The organism is Bacillus sp. FSL W8-0116, from assembly GCF_038003825.1.
GTDB classification, from domain to species: Bacteria; Bacillota; Bacilli; order Bacillales; family DSM-4216; genus Bacillus_O; species Bacillus_O smithii.
Map to the genome: position 1 here is coordinate 1,324,750 of NZ_JBBOPY010000001.1, position 14,591 is coordinate 1,339,340.

Annotated in this window: 14 protein-coding genes and 1 pseudogene; 6 read left to right on the plus strand and 9 right to left on the minus strand. The window is 41.1% G+C overall.

Annotation, left to right across the window (positions count from 1 at the left end; genetic code table 11):
* Nucleotides 1-173 precede the first annotated feature (173 nt).
* A complete protein-coding gene (locus N1I86_RS06260) occupies nucleotides 174-1,790 on the minus strand; it encodes an APC family permease (protein WP_270584639.1) in 1,617 nt (538 codons plus the stop codon).
* A gap of 819 nt (nucleotides 1,791-2,609) precedes the next feature.
* Here N1I86_RS06260 and N1I86_RS06265 point away from each other — a divergent pair.
* Together N1I86_RS06265 and N1I86_RS06270 are read left to right on the plus strand one after the other, a co-directional pair.
* Nucleotides 2,610-3,977 carry an ISLre2 family transposase gene (locus tag N1I86_RS06265; protein WP_003355652.1) on the plus strand — a complete coding sequence of 456 codons (1,368 nt, stop codon included), beginning with the start codon at nucleotides 2,610-2,612 and terminating at the stop codon, nucleotides 3,975-3,977.
* Between the two features lie 277 nt (nucleotides 3,978-4,254).
* A pseudogene (locus N1I86_RS06270) lies at nucleotides 4,255-4,804 on the plus strand (flavodoxin family protein).
* A gap of 114 nt (nucleotides 4,805-4,918) precedes the next feature.
* Here N1I86_RS06270 and N1I86_RS06275 read toward each other — a convergent pair.
* Entirely contained in the window at nucleotides 4,919-5,647 is a 729-nt protein-coding gene (locus N1I86_RS06275; RefSeq protein WP_341095489.1) for a YwiC-like family protein, read from the minus strand.
* Nucleotides 5,648-6,186: 539 nt separating this feature from the next.
* Nucleotides 6,187-6,441 carry a DUF3658 domain-containing protein gene (locus N1I86_RS16700; protein ID WP_445662258.1) on the minus strand — a complete coding sequence of 85 codons (255 nt, stop codon included), beginning with the start codon at nucleotides 6,439-6,441 and terminating at the stop codon, nucleotides 6,187-6,189.
* 183 nt (nucleotides 6,442-6,624) lie between these two features.
* Here N1I86_RS16700 and N1I86_RS06285 point away from each other — a divergent pair, with 183 nt between their 5' ends.
* A complete protein-coding gene (locus N1I86_RS06285) occupies nucleotides 6,625-7,086 on the plus strand; it encodes a DUF4365 domain-containing protein (protein ID WP_341095491.1) in 462 nt (153 codons plus the stop codon).
* A 168-nt stretch (nucleotides 7,087-7,254) separates the two neighbouring features.
* Here N1I86_RS06285 and N1I86_RS06290 read toward each other — a convergent pair whose 3' ends face one another.
* The 3 genes from N1I86_RS06290 to N1I86_RS06300 form a co-directional block, all read right to left on the minus strand.
* Complete coding sequence (locus N1I86_RS06290) at nucleotides 7,255-8,367, minus strand: RNA-guided endonuclease InsQ/TnpB family protein (RefSeq protein WP_003353586.1); 1,113 nt, start codon at nucleotides 8,365-8,367, stop codon at nucleotides 7,255-7,257.
* Between the two features lie 11 nt (nucleotides 8,368-8,378).
* A complete protein-coding gene (tnpA, locus tag N1I86_RS06295; RefSeq protein ID WP_003352529.1) occupies nucleotides 8,379-8,777 on the minus strand; it encodes an IS200/IS605 family transposase in 399 nt (132 codons plus the stop codon).
* Nucleotides 8,778-9,091: 314 nt separating this feature from the next.
* Nucleotides 9,092-9,436, minus strand: a complete 345-nt coding sequence (locus N1I86_RS06300; RefSeq protein WP_003354182.1) for a DUF3139 domain-containing protein — start codon at nucleotides 9,434-9,436, stop codon at nucleotides 9,092-9,094.
* A gap of 146 nt (nucleotides 9,437-9,582) precedes the next feature.
* On the opposite strand from N1I86_RS06300, the gene N1I86_RS06305 reads away from it, so the two are divergent.
* From N1I86_RS06305 to N1I86_RS06315, 3 genes are all read left to right on the plus strand, one after another.
* Complete coding sequence (locus N1I86_RS06305) at nucleotides 9,583-10,050, plus strand: VOC family protein (protein ID WP_341095494.1); 468 nt, start codon at nucleotides 9,583-9,585, stop codon at nucleotides 10,048-10,050.
* Between the two features lie 389 nt (nucleotides 10,051-10,439).
* Nucleotides 10,440-11,075, plus strand: a complete 636-nt coding sequence (locus tag N1I86_RS06310) for a LysE family translocator (RefSeq protein WP_341095496.1) — start codon at nucleotides 10,440-10,442, stop codon at nucleotides 11,073-11,075.
* A gap of 293 nt (nucleotides 11,076-11,368) precedes the next feature.
* Nucleotides 11,369-11,776 (plus strand): DUF4395 domain-containing protein, encoded by a 408-nt coding sequence (locus N1I86_RS06315; protein ID WP_341095498.1) that lies wholly within the window; start codon nucleotides 11,369-11,371, stop codon nucleotides 11,774-11,776.
* Nucleotides 11,777-12,032: 256 nt separating this feature from the next.
* Here N1I86_RS06315 and N1I86_RS06320 read toward each other — a convergent pair whose 3' ends face one another.
* From N1I86_RS06320 to N1I86_RS06330, 3 genes are read right to left on the minus strand one after another with little or no spacing between them, the layout of a single operon-like run.
* On the minus strand, nucleotides 12,033-12,815 hold the full coding sequence (locus N1I86_RS06320; protein ID WP_341095500.1) for an ABC transporter permease: 783 nt from the start codon (nucleotides 12,813-12,815) through the stop codon (nucleotides 12,033-12,035).
* A 1-nt stretch (nucleotide 12,816) separates the two neighbouring features.
* Nucleotides 12,817-13,593, minus strand: a complete 777-nt coding sequence (locus N1I86_RS06325) for an ABC transporter permease (RefSeq protein ID WP_341095502.1) — start codon at nucleotides 13,591-13,593, stop codon at nucleotides 12,817-12,819.
* On the minus strand, nucleotides 13,583-14,563 hold the full coding sequence (locus N1I86_RS06330; protein WP_341095503.1) for an ABC transporter ATP-binding protein: 981 nt from the start codon (nucleotides 14,561-14,563) through the stop codon (nucleotides 13,583-13,585). The genes N1I86_RS06325 and N1I86_RS06330 overlap by 11 nt, the downstream gene beginning before the upstream one ends.
* Between the last annotated feature and the right edge of the window lie 28 nt (nucleotides 14,564-14,591).

Genomic DNA, 14,591 nt, shown 5'->3' on the forward strand with positions numbered 1-14,591 from the left:
CTTATAGACACCCAAAAAAACACCCCTATCAACCGAATGGAGTGGCCATTCGATTCAGGAGGTGTTTTTTCCTTGCATTATTTTATTGTGTCGATTCAAGCCATTTGTGCAATCCCATAAAGGTATTTTTTCGATTCCTAGATTCTATTCAGCCAACTAAGCCATTCCTACTTTTAATTTTGAGCCACTTTTTTTATGCTTTCGTTTTCGTATTCTACTGGCTGATTGAGGCTTTTAGCTTCTTTCAATTGATCCGTGAAGTAAGCGGATCGAATCGCCCACGCATAAAACACTAGTGCACTGACCGCAACGACTACCATATCCCAACCGTACGGAATGATATTATATCCGCCAAATTGTTTACTGCCGAGACAGGAAATGAGCATCATATAGAGAAGATAGCAAACGAGCCACAACCCTGCCTTGAAATTTTTCAAAAACGTTTCCTTTCCTCGCTTCGCTTCATAATAAAAGTAAATCGGAAGGCCTATGAGCATGACGAACAAAACTTGTCCGGTTAATGGCCATCTGGACCAATATAAAATCAGCGAAGAAACGATAAAAGCAATCGGAGCAATGACAGCTAAACCTTTTGTTTTCAAAGGACGGTGGTAGTCAGGAACCAGCTTGCGCAAAGACATGACCGTAACCGGACCTGCCATATAGCTGACAACAGTCGCTACCGATATGACTTCCACCAGTTCTCCCCATCCACGGAATAAAAACATAAACAAATAGGACACAGCTAAGTTTAACCACATAGCAGGCCGCGGAACCTTATATAATGGATGAACGGTTCCGAAAATCTTTGGAAAGTAGCCGTTCTTCTCCATCCCGTAAATCATTCTTGCCGTAGTCGCAGTGTAGACAGTTCCTGTACCTGAAGGCGAGATCACAGCATCAGCAAACATCGCAACCGCCAGCCAACCGATTCCAAGAGCCAACGCCAAATCAGCAAACGGCGACTTCATCTCTAGTCCGGCCCATCCGTGCGACAACATGCTGGAAGGAACACTGCCGATGAACACGAATTCAAGAAGGAAATAAAGCACTCCCGCCGTAAGCAGCGATAAAATGACGGCAAGAGGAACGTTGCGTCCCGGATTCTTCACTTCTCCCGCAAGATTGATGGGTGTCTGAAAGCCATTAAAAGCAAACACGATACCCGATGTGGCAATCGCGGTCAATACGCCTGACCAACCGTTCGGCATAAATCCACCGGATACATGCGTAAAATTCGTTGTCTTAAATCCGACGACATAAATCCCGATAACGGTCAATAGCGGGACGACAAATTTGATCACTGTGACAATGGTGTTGGCTTTCGCAAACAATCCGACCGTCCAATAGTTGAGCAAGAAAAAACCGATGACCAAAAAGAACGCTAAGACTAGTCCTGACGTTGTCAAATGGGTGCCATCATACATATTTTGCGCCCATGCCCACGGCCACGAGCTCATATATTGTACGGAAGCTTCTGCCTCGATCGGAATCACAGATACGATCGCAATCCAGTTTGCCCAACCAGCGATAAACCCTACAAACGAGCCGTGGGAATATTGAGGATAGCGCACCATTCCTCCCGACTCTGGAAACATACCTCCTAACTCAGCATAAGAAACGGCAATACAAATGATGATCAGACATCCGATAATCCATGAAAAGATCGAAGCAGGACCAGCTACTTTTGCCGCTTTCCAAGCACCGAACAACCAACCTGAACCAATAATAGAGCCCAATCCCGTCAACGTTAATGCGAAGAGCCCTATTTCCCGTCTCAAATTCTCCACACTTTTCTGCATCCTTTCACCCTCTTCTATTTTTATCAGAGATAAAGTAAAGGCTATCATTCCCAAGGATTTCGGGAGTAAAATATTTGAAAAAAATATTATTTTTCGGAATATTTTTGATAAAAGATTTGTACTGCTCGACTGTTTTTCTTTATTCGCTAATCGCTTTTAATCTATCATTCCTATAAAACATTACTCTCTCCAAAAAGTATGAATAAGTGTCAACAGCTTATTCTTTATGCGTAAATAGTTTTTCAGCAAAATCTGCTTTCTGTAATAAAAAGAATGTATTTTTATCAATGAAACGGCATTACGTTGAACTAGTTTGCCCCCCAAAACCCACCACCTTATTCAATATTTAAAATATCCTGAATACTTCGTTTAGTACTTCCTCAAACGCTTCGCATATATGCTTTTATAATATAATATATCATATTTCACATAATCGTCAATAATGCAACATTATCGCGTTATATAATATAACATTTCATTATGAAGAGAAGAATTTGGTTTTGCCAATACCATATCAAAGCTTTCTGATTTCCGATAGACTAAAAAATCTGGAAAAAGGCCGCGCCACGGCTAAATAGCAATGTCAAGAAATTCATTTAAAATTGGGCGAATGGGTGTGAGTAAAATGTTTGTGGGAGAAATTCTTAGAATTCACCGATGAGGGGTTGGGAACGTAGGTTCGCAATCCCCCTCATCGGGGCCACCAAGCAAAGCGCGGTAGGATCCCAAGCAGGAAACATGAAAAAAGGACTCTCTCCCTGGTAAGATGATCATTGTTCACACCATCAAACAGGAGGAGAGAGTCCCATGAATATTCAACAACATCTTACCACAAATTCGTTGACATGGAAAGAGATCGAACTTGATTTGTTTCGAGCCTTGCAAAACGCCTTCACCGAGCTGTTTACGGCTCTGTTGGAGGACATCGACCGACAATTGGCGGAAACCCGGGACAAGCGCCGGTACCACTTGAAAGACAAACGACGCACCACGATTCAAACCTTGTTTGGCGAAGTTACCTTTGAGCGAAACTACTATTTAGACCGAGAACAAAACCGTTACACGTTTTTGCTTGATTCCTTTTTAGCGTTTGATGGATCGCAGTCAATCAGCCCTTGTCTAGAAGAAACGGCGATGGGATTGGCTGTGGAGTGCTCTTCCTATCGCAAAGCGGCTCATACGCTTGCCCAGATGGTCGGGTATCCGGTGATGAGCCATGAGACGATCCGCCAGTTGGTGCTCGAGGCTGAAGTTCCGCTGCACTGCCCGGTTGACCAGCGATATGGACGGGTGCTGTTTGTGGAGGCCGATGGACTGTTTGTCTCTCTCCAAGGGAAGGGAAAACGGGCCAAGGAAGACAAAATCCTGACCGTTCACGAAGGATGGAAGCGCAACGGCTCACGGATCGAATTCGTGAATCAGCGCCATTACGTCCATGAAGGCAAGGGGGAGGTGTGGGAAGGCTTCGAGGAATTTTTGATGAACGAATATGCCTATGATCCGTGTCGGGATCTTCTTGTCATCAACGGGGACGGCGCTCCATGGATTACCGCGTGCCGGGAGTATTTCAAAGGACGGGTCTGCTTCCAATTGGATCGATTCCACGTGGCGCGTGAGTTGCGCCAATGCCTCTCGGGCCATCCACGGTGGCAGGCGATTCGGCAAAAGCTGGCGAAGCAGGATGAAGAGAAGCTGCTTGTGGAACTGAACAGCGCCCTCGGCACGCTGGGGGACGAAGCGAAAGAACAACAGCTGGCTGCCTTGATCCACCGGATCGAATCGATGCCGGGATGCATCCGTGATTACCGGGAATGGCTGAAGGAGCAAGGAGTGGACACAACGGGCATGTATCCGATGGGGAGGGCTGAAAGCGTGATGAGCCAGCTGGCGTATCGGGTGAAATACCGCCGCAGTTGGACAGACAAGGGACTCAGGGCGTTTTTCAAGGCAATGATTGCCCGGATGGATGGGATTCGTCTTTTCGGACATCGTTTAGGAGAAGAATCGTCGCATCCGGCGGAGGAAACGGCATCTACCAAACAGACGATCGTGAACAAGGCGAAACAACGCATCCGCCGTCTTCTTCCAGAGGTAACGCGGAATAACGTGCCATATTTACAGCAATCGTCCGGGACTCCGATCTATCATGCCCTGTCTGAATTCAAGGGATGGTAAAAAAAGGTATACATATTCGTCTGTCATGGCAAGGGATGAGAGTCCGAAAGCGCTTACGGATGAAATTCAAAAAAATGGTTCGCTAACCTATGACTTACATCTATTTTCAGCGAACCAAAAAAATTCCCACAAAGTCTTGACTGACTCGGCGAATGGTCTAAATGCGACAGGAATACATTTCTCATAGTATACTAGGACTGTCAGGCTTCACTATTCATTGATCATAAGGGCAAAATAATTGAATTGCTTTTTAAAGATAAAAAAAGGAGTATAAAACATGTCCATCGCCGTCATTTACGGGAGAACCCGCCCCAATGGCAACACCGAAATTCTGACGAATCGGGCGATTGAAGGGTTGGAAGCAGAACGAATTTATTTAAATGAGTACGACATTCGGCCGATTGTAGATGGCCGTCATGCAGATGAGGGATTTCCAAAAGTAAACGATGATTACAACAAGGTTCTTGATCGTGTTTTACCACATGACATTCTCATTTTTGCTACCCCCGTTTATTGGTACAGCATGTCGGGAACGATGAAAAATTTTATCGATCGTTGGTCACAAACCTTAAGAGACCCTGAATATCCTGACTTTAAAGCGAAAATGGCTGAAAAAGAAGCATATGTCATTGCGGTCGGGGGAGATCATCCAACTTTGAAGGCACTCCCGCTCGTTCAGCAGTTTCAGCATATCTTTGATTTTATGGGAATCGCTTTTAAAGGATATATTCTTGGCGAAGGAAACAAACCAACCGGGGGATATTCTTCAAGACCCAAAAGCATTATCAGCGGCTGACCAATTGCGAGAAAGTCTCAAAAAGAACTAATTTCAAAAAGTTCGCACCGGTTCTTTGGCGATTTTATTTCCTGAAGAGGGACTCTTTCATCCCTCTTCTCATTTACTTGGCAATAGAACAGCATTCAAAGAAATCCGCTTTTCGTTAAACATGAAACAGTAGAAGCATAGCGGCAAAAAAGTAAATGGCGTTCGCAAACTCTGAAAGTCCTATTTTCTTTATAGGCAATGACTTTCCATATAAATAAAAGGCTCGAATGACACTTGGTATGTAAGCAAGTACAAATAACGGGTAGTGAGCATAGATTAATCCAATGATTAATAATAAATGATATCCCCAGGAAAGCCATTTATAGACAGGATTATTTTTTTCACGGATCATCGTTTTTACGTAAAAAGTGCTTCCGATAAAAAATAAAAAGCAAAACATAAACAATTCCAACGCAGTCATAGTGAATTGGCCGTTCCCCATATAAAAACTGGCAAGACCGCCGATGCAAAAATTTGTAATGGCCGCAACATCATTCACAAAATCGCGTTCTTTTTTCTTTCGCGCATAATAAATATTGATAATAAAGAACGGAACCATGGCAATACCGAAATAAAGAAGTTTTACTTGATAATAGATGGGGATGACAAACATCAGGACGGCAACAACACTATAACGATAAAACCACGGCAAGTATTCCTTACGTTTTAATTTTATAGCTGTTAATAACGGGTAGGTGGCTAAATACAGAGCCAGCCAACCGATAAATAACGGAATATGCAGCCAAGTAAACCCTCCCGCATAAGCTCCAAGAAAAAAGGGGATGGTCAGCATCGCCCACGCTCCATGTTGTTTTGGAATGAGCCATTTTTTAGTAGAAGACATCACTTCTCACTCCTCTTGTTCGATTCCTGCGAAAGTTCATAGACGTGTCGAAGCGAGAAAAACATACCACCAACCAATCAGACACCGTCTTTTATTCCGCTCTCTTGTTTTATCCCGTCCACTTTACAATGACCACGAATGAAATAAAAGTAGTATTTTATATACTTCTATTATAATCGTCTTCCACTAAAAAGGTTTGTCTATTCTTTAACAATCTTCCAATAGAGGTCCCCTCTTCTATTCATTGAAGTTGCGATAGCACCAGTGACAGCGGGAAATGAATTTCTGGTGCGCGTTTCAAAATTCCAAGTTTATCTTTTGCTACTCCCAGAATAGCTTGTATGATTGTTCTTTAAAAATTAAGGTTGTCTATCCAATATGGAGACGGCCATTCCACTTAAATTCAGGAGGTATTTTTCTCCTGTTTCATTTTATTAGATCCCTTCTATTCCGTATCAATGTTGGTTTCCTCATTCTACTCAGCCAATTTCATTCAACCTGTAAGAATAATAAATAAAATAACAGTGTGAACCCCTATCTCATTTTTTCGATCTCAATTTAATACTATAGCATCTCATGGCTTCTAGACTGCCTTCCATCTCGAAAACCCCTTTTTCTATTAGCCTCTTTAACCGATATTCCAAGAACTCATCCCCTACATACTGTTCTAAATGACCAAAAACATCATAACCTTCTACTAATGCGTCCAAAAACATTATCTCATCTAGGTTAGCAAAATAATCTATTTTCTCTTTTGGCGAACAGAGAACGATCATGCAAACGGTATAATCCATTCTTCGATAATTCCGTACATGGTTTCAAAAAATGAGCATTAGGCTGTGTGTATTCAAGTACTTATAATCGAATTTCTTCAGGACTCATCCGCTACTATTCTATGCTATGATTTGGTCTTAGGAAAATAACAGAGGGATGAAATTGCTCATAAAGGAAAAAACAGTTACAACGGAGGAAAAAATATGCCAAATACCAATTGGACCAAACTTAGTACTTTACAATTAGGGAGATATGCAGAGTATTTTGCAAAAATGGAGTTTGCATCATATGGATTAGAAGTTTACACAACCGAGGTGGATGACCATGGTGTAGATTTTATTGTTAAAGATAAAAAGGGGCGCTTTTGTGAGATTCAAGTAAAATCTCTTAGAGGAAAAGGATATGTTTTTGTACCCAAAAGCAAATTTGACATCACCAATAAAAATTTATATCTAACTCTATTAATTTTTGAGGAAGGAAAAATGCCCGATATTTTTCTCATACCTGCGAAAGCATGGGAAATGCCTAATGAAATGTTTGTAGACAGGAATTACGATAAGCCTGGTCAAAAAAGTACTCCTGAATACGGCATTAACATATCTCAAAAGAATTATCCTATCCTTGAAACATTCAACTTTGAGAATACCATAAAAGAGTTTTTATAAATGGAGGATTCTCCAAGATGGCACCCCCTTTATTTATCAGCGATTCTCGTGAACTACCCTCCACTTACCACCCTTGCGGGTCGCTTGAAGTGGGGGCTTCTCGGGTAATCCTATCTAACGATAAGAAATTGACCGAGCTTACCCTCTCGTTCCGAAAGTTATTATTCTTTATGCTAATATGCGTAATCCTTCATTTTTGATATTGATTGCTGAATTGTGATCACGATCTAATACAAAACCGCAAGAACATTCATATACACGTTTAGATAATGGCATTTCTTTTTCCTTGCCACAACAAGAACATTTCTTAGTAGAAGGGAACCACTTATCGATTTTTACAAGTTGTTTCCCTTGTTCTTTTAGCTTGTATTCTAAGAAAGTAGTGAACATACCCCAGCCATTATCATGAACACTTTTTCCAAAATTGAGGGCTTGAGACATTCCTTTCATGTCTAAGTCCTCAATGATAACTGCGTCATAGGTTGATGCTAATTCTTTTGATTTATGGTGAAGAAAATTCTTGCGTTGATTGGCAATTTTCTCTTGTAACTTTGCTACTTTCAAACGTTGTTTTTCCCAACGTGCAGAACCTTTTTTTCTGCGAGAAAGAATTCGTTGTGCTTTTGCCAGTTTGTCTAATGCTTGTCGATAGTACCGTGGGTAATTGGCTTTCTCACCCTGTTCACTCTCGACATATAGACCGTCCATAGCAAAATCTAAGCCAACTACTTTTTGAATCTTTACTGACTGAATATCTTTCTCGTATTCTGTCAAAATCGAAATATAATATTTACCTGTCTTTGTTTTAGAAATAGTACAAGATTTGATTTTATAATCAGCAGGTATTTCTCTATGTCGGTTCATTTTCATTGGCTTTTTGATTTTTGGTAGTTTGATATGACCATTTTCTAGCTTAATATTGCCGTTGACCATATTGGTTGTGTAAGATTGTTTATTTTTCTTGCTTTTGAATTTAGGAAACTCCGCACGACCTTCAAAAAAGTTCTTATAAGCATTTTGCAAATTGATCTGTGCGTTTGCTAAAGCTAAAGAATCCACTTCTTTTAGGAATGGAAATTCATCTTTGTATTTCGCTGGTGTCGGGAATGCTTGTTGTTTAAGCGTTTCTTTATCGTTTTTGAATTTCTCATACGTTTCCTTACGTTCTTCCAGCATCTTATTGTAGACAAAGCGAACACAACCAAATGTTTTGGCTAATTGGATTTTCTGTTCTTTATTCGGATACAAACGAAATTTGAAGGCTTTGTTTTGTTTGGCCATATCAAATCACCTCACTTCTGACCTTGATTTTCAATGTATTTTTTTATGACTTCTATTGGTGCACCGCCTGTTGTAAGCAGACAAAAGCTTCTTGACCAAAACATCTCTTTCCATAGTCTTTTTCGGATATGAGGAAAGTTTTTCTTTATCAGTCGAGAACTTGCACTCTTATAAGTATTGATGAACTTCGATAATTCAGAATTAGGATGTGCTTTGAATAGGATGTGGATATGATCCTTATCATGATTCCACTCTGTCAAAGTAATGTTGTATTTTTTTCCGATCTCAATGAACATATCTTTTGCAAAATCAGATATTTTATCGGTGAACACTTCTCTGCGATACTTTACAACTAATACAAGATGATAATGTAATAGGAACACTGAATGATTATTACTATCCAATTTCATTGATATATCAATCCTTTTTTATATATAAGACTGATTATATCAAAACCTTTGGCTAAAGCCAACCGAAATTCATCTCCCACCTACTCATTGGGCTACGCCCTGCACATTCCTTGAGGATGGGAGACTTCTTTCGGAAATCCGTTAAAAAATGAAATGAGCGCGGTCTCCAACCATCCGTTCTGAAAACAGTAAAAATCACGGCATTTGAATTGGAACTCCTACTTGTTCGAGGGAGGCTGTGCATGAATGCAGTGGATTACTAAATAGCAACCATCTTTTTAAGAGCGTGAAGAATTTGCCTGATACAACATGAGTCATTCCTCTAAATATTTTCCTTTCTCTTTGCTTTTCGTTATTTCTGCATTGGTTTGATCGTATGCCAATACGAAAACATTAGCGGGAATCAAACCGCCATTACAAAAATATTCGTAGCGGATTCCTTTTTCATCTTTGTAGTAAACAACCATGTAATAAACCCCTTGTTTGCTGTCGTAAACCATTTTTTTATTTTCAATCTTGTCGGTATATCCTTTTTCCTCTATGTGGTCCATGATTGCTTTTTCTGTCAATGCTTTTTGAAAGTAAAATTTGTATGTAAGAATGCCGCCTCCGATAAGAATCAACATTCCAATAATGAAAACCCATTTTTTATTTCTCATTGTTCTCCCTTCATATTTATTTTCTCAATCATCTTATTAATCAGATTACCTGTATAATACAATAAAGTAAATATTTTTTGAGGGGCGGAATACTTATTAGTTAAAATGATATGGGGAGTGTATTCAATGACAAAGGCGTGGGAGAAATGATAAAAGGGTTGTATAAGGCGCATTTGCCTGTAAAAAACTTAGACATTTCAATCGAATTTTATCAAAAATTAGGATTGAAATTAGCTTTGCGCTATGAAAAGATTGCTTTCTTCTGGATAGAAGAAGGAAAAAGCTGGTTAGGTCTGTGGGAAGGAAAGGAATACCGAACTCCATACCATCCATCACTAAGGCATATTGCTTTCCGAGTATCTTATGAGGATTTAAAGAATTCTTTAAAATGGCTCGAATCACTGCAAATTGAAGCGGTACCTCACGGCGGCCGAACAACTAACAAGCCTTTTATAAGACCCAATCAAGGGAATGCTTCGGTTTACTTCAATGACCTCGATGGCAATAGCTTAGAATTAATGTGTTACGTAGAGGTCCCAGATGATTTAAAACATTTGACCGAAACATTGTCATTTGAAGATTGGGAGACTTTGATTGCCAAACATTCAAAATGAGATAGAACATAGACATGCTAATTCTGGATTAAATCATTGAAGAATGAGGCTACTAATTCGGTGGTCTTTTTATGTTCCCCTTTATTTTCAATAGAAAGAGTTGCGCTCCCTAGATTAGTATTTAGGTGTAAAACATTTAATTTCATAAATCAGATATTCGACCTTAGAATTACCGAGTATTCGGCCTTGAAATAAAGATGCTTCCTCGTCGTGCACTTGACAACCATCTTGCAATCTTACAGCGGATACGAAATTAGAAGGATAAGCGAAAGGAGAATTTTTAAGAATAATAAAAAAATTATGATAAAATAAATGGAAATGGAATCCATCTATACACACTGCCAAAAAAGTGCAGCAAGACGTTTAATGACAGGGAGAGTGTTTTTATTGTGAATATTTTCAGCTACATCGTTCTAGGTCTTTCGCTTTCTATACCCGTTGGTCCCATCAGTATAGAAATGATTAAGAGGGGGATTAAAAACGGATTTTGGCATTCTTGGGCGGTTGGTCTAGGCGGAATGTCAGCAGATATCGTATTAATGTTTCTCATCTATTTTGGTGTATCGACTTATTTGACTACACCGATGGCTCAGTTGATCATGTGGATTTTCGGATTCATCATACTGGTATACTTGGGATTCGAAAGCATAAGAGAGGCTTTTAAAGAAGTCCACATATCCGACGAAATACAAAAAGAAAGCATATCGAAGTCATTTTTATCGGGATTTTTAATCGCTATTTCGAATCCGCTCAATATTATTTTTTGGATAGGCATTTATGGTTCTGTTCTGACAACTACTCTTAATACCGTAAGTCAAGGCCAGTCTTTCCTTTACAGCAGCGCTATTTTTATCGGAATTGCACTTTGGGATATAACCGTTGCCGCATCCGTCCATTTCGGGCGAAAATTTACGAATCAACACTTCATAAAATGGTTATCGGTCATTGCGGGATTGGTTTTAATAGGCTTTGGCATAAATTTTGGCTACAAAGCAATCAAAAGCTTGATGCATATTATAAGTTAGCTTTAATATGATCATTTTAATCCGTTTAACAGAGTCTTTACCGTTTCTCACCCTTGCCGGACAACAAAAATTGCTCATGCTCTTACATAAAAAATGAAAAAATTTTTTAACGTACACAAAATCAGCCATTGTTTTATTCGATTGCTTTCGGGTTTTCTTTTTTCCCTTAACGGTCTTTTTTGCAGTCTCATACATTTCGGGGGATTCAGACCTCCCCCTTCTGTAAGGGCTGAGGCTTTATTCCGACTAATAAACTATGTATAATATAAATTATAATGAAAGGGGGAATTGCGGTGAGCATTCCGAAACCGCTTGTCCAAATCAATCAGACGTTTATTGTCGTGACGGGTCTTTTAGGGATTTTCTTTCATATGTGGCTGTTGTTGCCATTTTTAATCGGGATCTATACGCTCGCAACAAAACAAAATCCCATTATTGTATTCAGTAAACGTTTTTTATCGAAGCCTCTCAATCAATATCCTCAGGAAGATAAAGATCAGCAAATTTTTAACCAATGGATTGCAACGATATGCTTAGGTTTATCGCTTTTATTCTATTATTTGCATTGGGATGTTGCCGGTTATGTGTTCAATATCATGGTGGTTTTGGCAGCAGGTATTGCACTAATGGGATTTTGCATCGGCTGCTTTATTCGTTATCAATACATGATGTGGAAACATCGCCGAGCAAGCAGAACGTAACATTTTGAATTAAAAAACGGTCTAATCGCGCCATCCCAGCCATTTTTCATAACATTTCTCTCCAAAAAAAGGCATGTTTTCGCAATTGGAAAACATGCCTTTTTCTTTTACCTCTTTTTTCATGCACTCTATTTTGTTGGAACACCGCATCCATCCTGCTTCTAATCTTAGCGATTTCATAAATCATTTATTTCTTCTTGACAATAGGCGTAAGCAAACTTTATCCCTTTAAAACACAAAAGGGGTCAGGCCCCTTTTATGCACTGGTGTACGACCGGAGTGCGTATCGCCAAAACCGGCGAGACAGCCATAAGAACAGTCCGGAAAGGATAATGGATGCAATGGTGGTCATCCCGTTCCATTTTCCCAATAAAGACAATGCCGGCGTACTGGTAATAAAAGCGGCAGGCAAAACGTATGTCAGCACGATGCGGAGCCAGCTGCGATACATGCTGATGGGAAATCTCGTTGTTTCAAAAAATGAATTAAAAACAAAAGATAAATCATCGATGCGAATGACCCAAAAAGAGGTGGTCATCAACATCATCCACAGCGCGTAAATCAAGACGAGAGCAGCCCCGATACTTACGATAAACATCGCTGCATCCAACACGGACGGCATATAATGTTTCTCTATCAACGCATAGATCATCAAACCGATGCCGAGCAATACATCGATCAAGCGCCAAAATACTAAATGGCGGAAGCTGACATAAAACATGCTGTCCACCGGCTTTGTCAATATATGATCAAACGTGCCTGTGCGAATATGCTGCAGCAGACGGGACATGTTCGGGCGCAAGGCAAAATCGATCAATCCTTGAAGCACATTGAAGATACCAAGAAGCAGCAACACATCCGCGTATCCCCAACCGCCGAGATGATCTGTTTGGTAAAAAAACACCTGGATCGTCAAAATGGCCATCCCGATGCCAAACAAACTGGACAGCAAATTTCCCATAAATTCGCTTCGATATTCAAGTTCTTCTACCAAACAAGTTCGAAAAAATTCGCGAAAAACGCGCCAATACCGTCGCACATTATCCCCCCACCGCTTGGTTTTTCCTGAGTCCGGCCTTCCAAAGCAACATTACTGCGAGCATAAAAATCAGGCTCCACGCAACCGCCCATCCGAATCCGAACACGATATCCAGCCCTCGGATATCCCCATTCAATATTTCGATCGGAAACCCGACCATATATCGAAACGGCAAATACAAGCTGATCGTTTTTACAGACGGCGGCAGCAGCGACAGCGGTGCAATGCGGCCCGATAAAAAGAGAGACACCGCTTCGAACATGCCATACACGGCCGTCACTTTAGTGATCCAAAAACCTAAGAGACCGAACATATAACTAAATAAAAATCGAATGACCGCACCCAATAACAGCGCACAAAAAAAGAGCAGCCATTGCGTCCCGTTTATTTGCCCCAGCCGCAGCGCCGGAACAAAGATCGCCAGGATACTCCATACCGGAACTAAAATCACGAAAAATAACGCTTTGTACACAATATTCTCAGCAATCGCCCAATGAATGGGGTGAAAGGGACGGACAATTTGATAAGAATAGGTTCCCTCCCGAATTTCCCTCTCCATCTCCCAAACATCCCAAGCGCTTGTCATCCGCTCAACGAAAATGAGTGCCGCAAAGTAAAAAATAAACGCATTCTCCTGATGAGGATCGATATTCATCCATACCATCATCGTAATCAACGGCTGAACCATGGCTCCCGTCATCCAGACAATTGTTGCCAGCCGATAAGCAAACATCTCCACATATTTCATCCGAAGAAGAACGACGTATTTACGAAACATGAGACCCCTCCTGAAAAGCGAGCGTTATCACTTCTTCCATCGGCGGGTCTTCTATGTTCAAATCGCGGACGTCAAACCGCTGCAAAAATTGCGAGGACACCTCCGGAATGCGCTCTCTCGCTACACGAAGCGTGACTTTTCCCTCTTTGGCCTCGACCAATTCGCCATACGCCTCCCATGAAATATCCGGAATCGACGCAAGACGAACTTCCAGCAATTTATACGGCGTCAATTTTTCCGTCAACCGATCCAGTCCGCCATCATACAACAGCTTTCCATGATTGATAATCAGCACCCGGTTGCATAGCGCGGTCACATCGCCCATATAATGCGATGTCAGCAATACGGTCGTGCGGTGCTCGCGATTATATTCGCCGATAAAACGGCGAACCTTTTCCTGCGTATGGACATCTAAACCGATGGTCGGTTCGTCGAGAAATAAAACTTGCGGCCGATGCAAAAGCGCTGCGGCCAATTCGCATTTCATCCGTTGTCCGAGCGATAAACTCCTGGTCGGCTTCGTTAACAGCGGCTCCAACTCCAACAACTCGACAAGTTCATGCAACGTTTGTCGAAACACACGGTCTTCTATTTCATAGATCGCTTTATTGACAAGAAATGTCTCCATCGGTGGAATATCCCATATGAGCTGGCTTTTCTGCCCCATCACTAAACTAATGATCTTCTTAAATTCCGGCTTCTGCTCAAACGGAACATATCCCGCCACTTGAACGTGCCCGGCGGTTGGATAAAGCAACCCGGCCAGCATTTTAATCGTCGTTGTTTTTCCCGCTCCATTCGGCCCTAAAAATCCGACAATTTCTCCGGAAGGAATGGTAAAGGAAATATCCTGTACCGCCTCCACTGTACGATATTCCCGTTTAAACAAACTGCGTATCGCATCCTTCCAACCCGGCTGCCGAACATGGACGCGAAATTGCTTGTACAAATGCTCTACCTGAATCGACATACGGCCTCCCTCTGTTCCTACCAACACC

Bases quoted from the DNA above. Each gene is read 5' to 3' on its own strand.
- N1I86_RS06265 (WP_003355652.1), top strand. From the start codon at position 2,610: ATGAATATTCAACAACATCTTACCACAAATTCGTTGACATGGAAAGAG.
- N1I86_RS06275 (WP_341095489.1), bottom strand. From the start codon at position 5,647: ATGTCTTCTACTAAAAAATGGCTCATTCCAAAACAACATGGAGCGTGG.
- N1I86_RS16700 (WP_445662258.1), bottom strand. From the start codon at position 6,441: ATGGATTATACCGTTTGCATGATCGTTCTCTGTTCGCCAAAAGAGAAA.
- N1I86_RS06285 (WP_341095491.1), top strand. From the start codon at position 6,625: ATGCCAAATACCAATTGGACCAAACTTAGTACTTTACAATTAGGGAGA.
- N1I86_RS06290 (WP_003353586.1), bottom strand. From the start codon at position 8,367: ATGGCCAAACAAAACAAAGCCTTCAAATTTCGTTTGTATCCGAATAAA.
- tnpA (WP_003352529.1), bottom strand. From the start codon at position 8,777: ATGAAATTGGATAGTAATAATCATTCAGTGTTCCTATTACATTATCAT.
- N1I86_RS06300 (WP_003354182.1), bottom strand. From the start codon at position 9,436: ATGAGAAATAAAAAATGGGTTTTCATTATTGGAATGTTGATTCTTATC.
- N1I86_RS06305 (WP_341095494.1), top strand. From the start codon at position 9,583: ATGATAAAAGGGTTGTATAAGGCGCATTTGCCTGTAAAAAACTTAGAC.
- N1I86_RS06325 (WP_341095502.1), bottom strand. From the start codon at position 13,593: ATGTTTCGTAAATACGTCGTTCTTCTTCGGATGAAATATGTGGAGATG.
- N1I86_RS06330 (WP_341095503.1), bottom strand. From the start codon at position 14,563: ATGTCGATTCAGGTAGAGCATTTGTACAAGCAATTTCGCGTCCATGTT.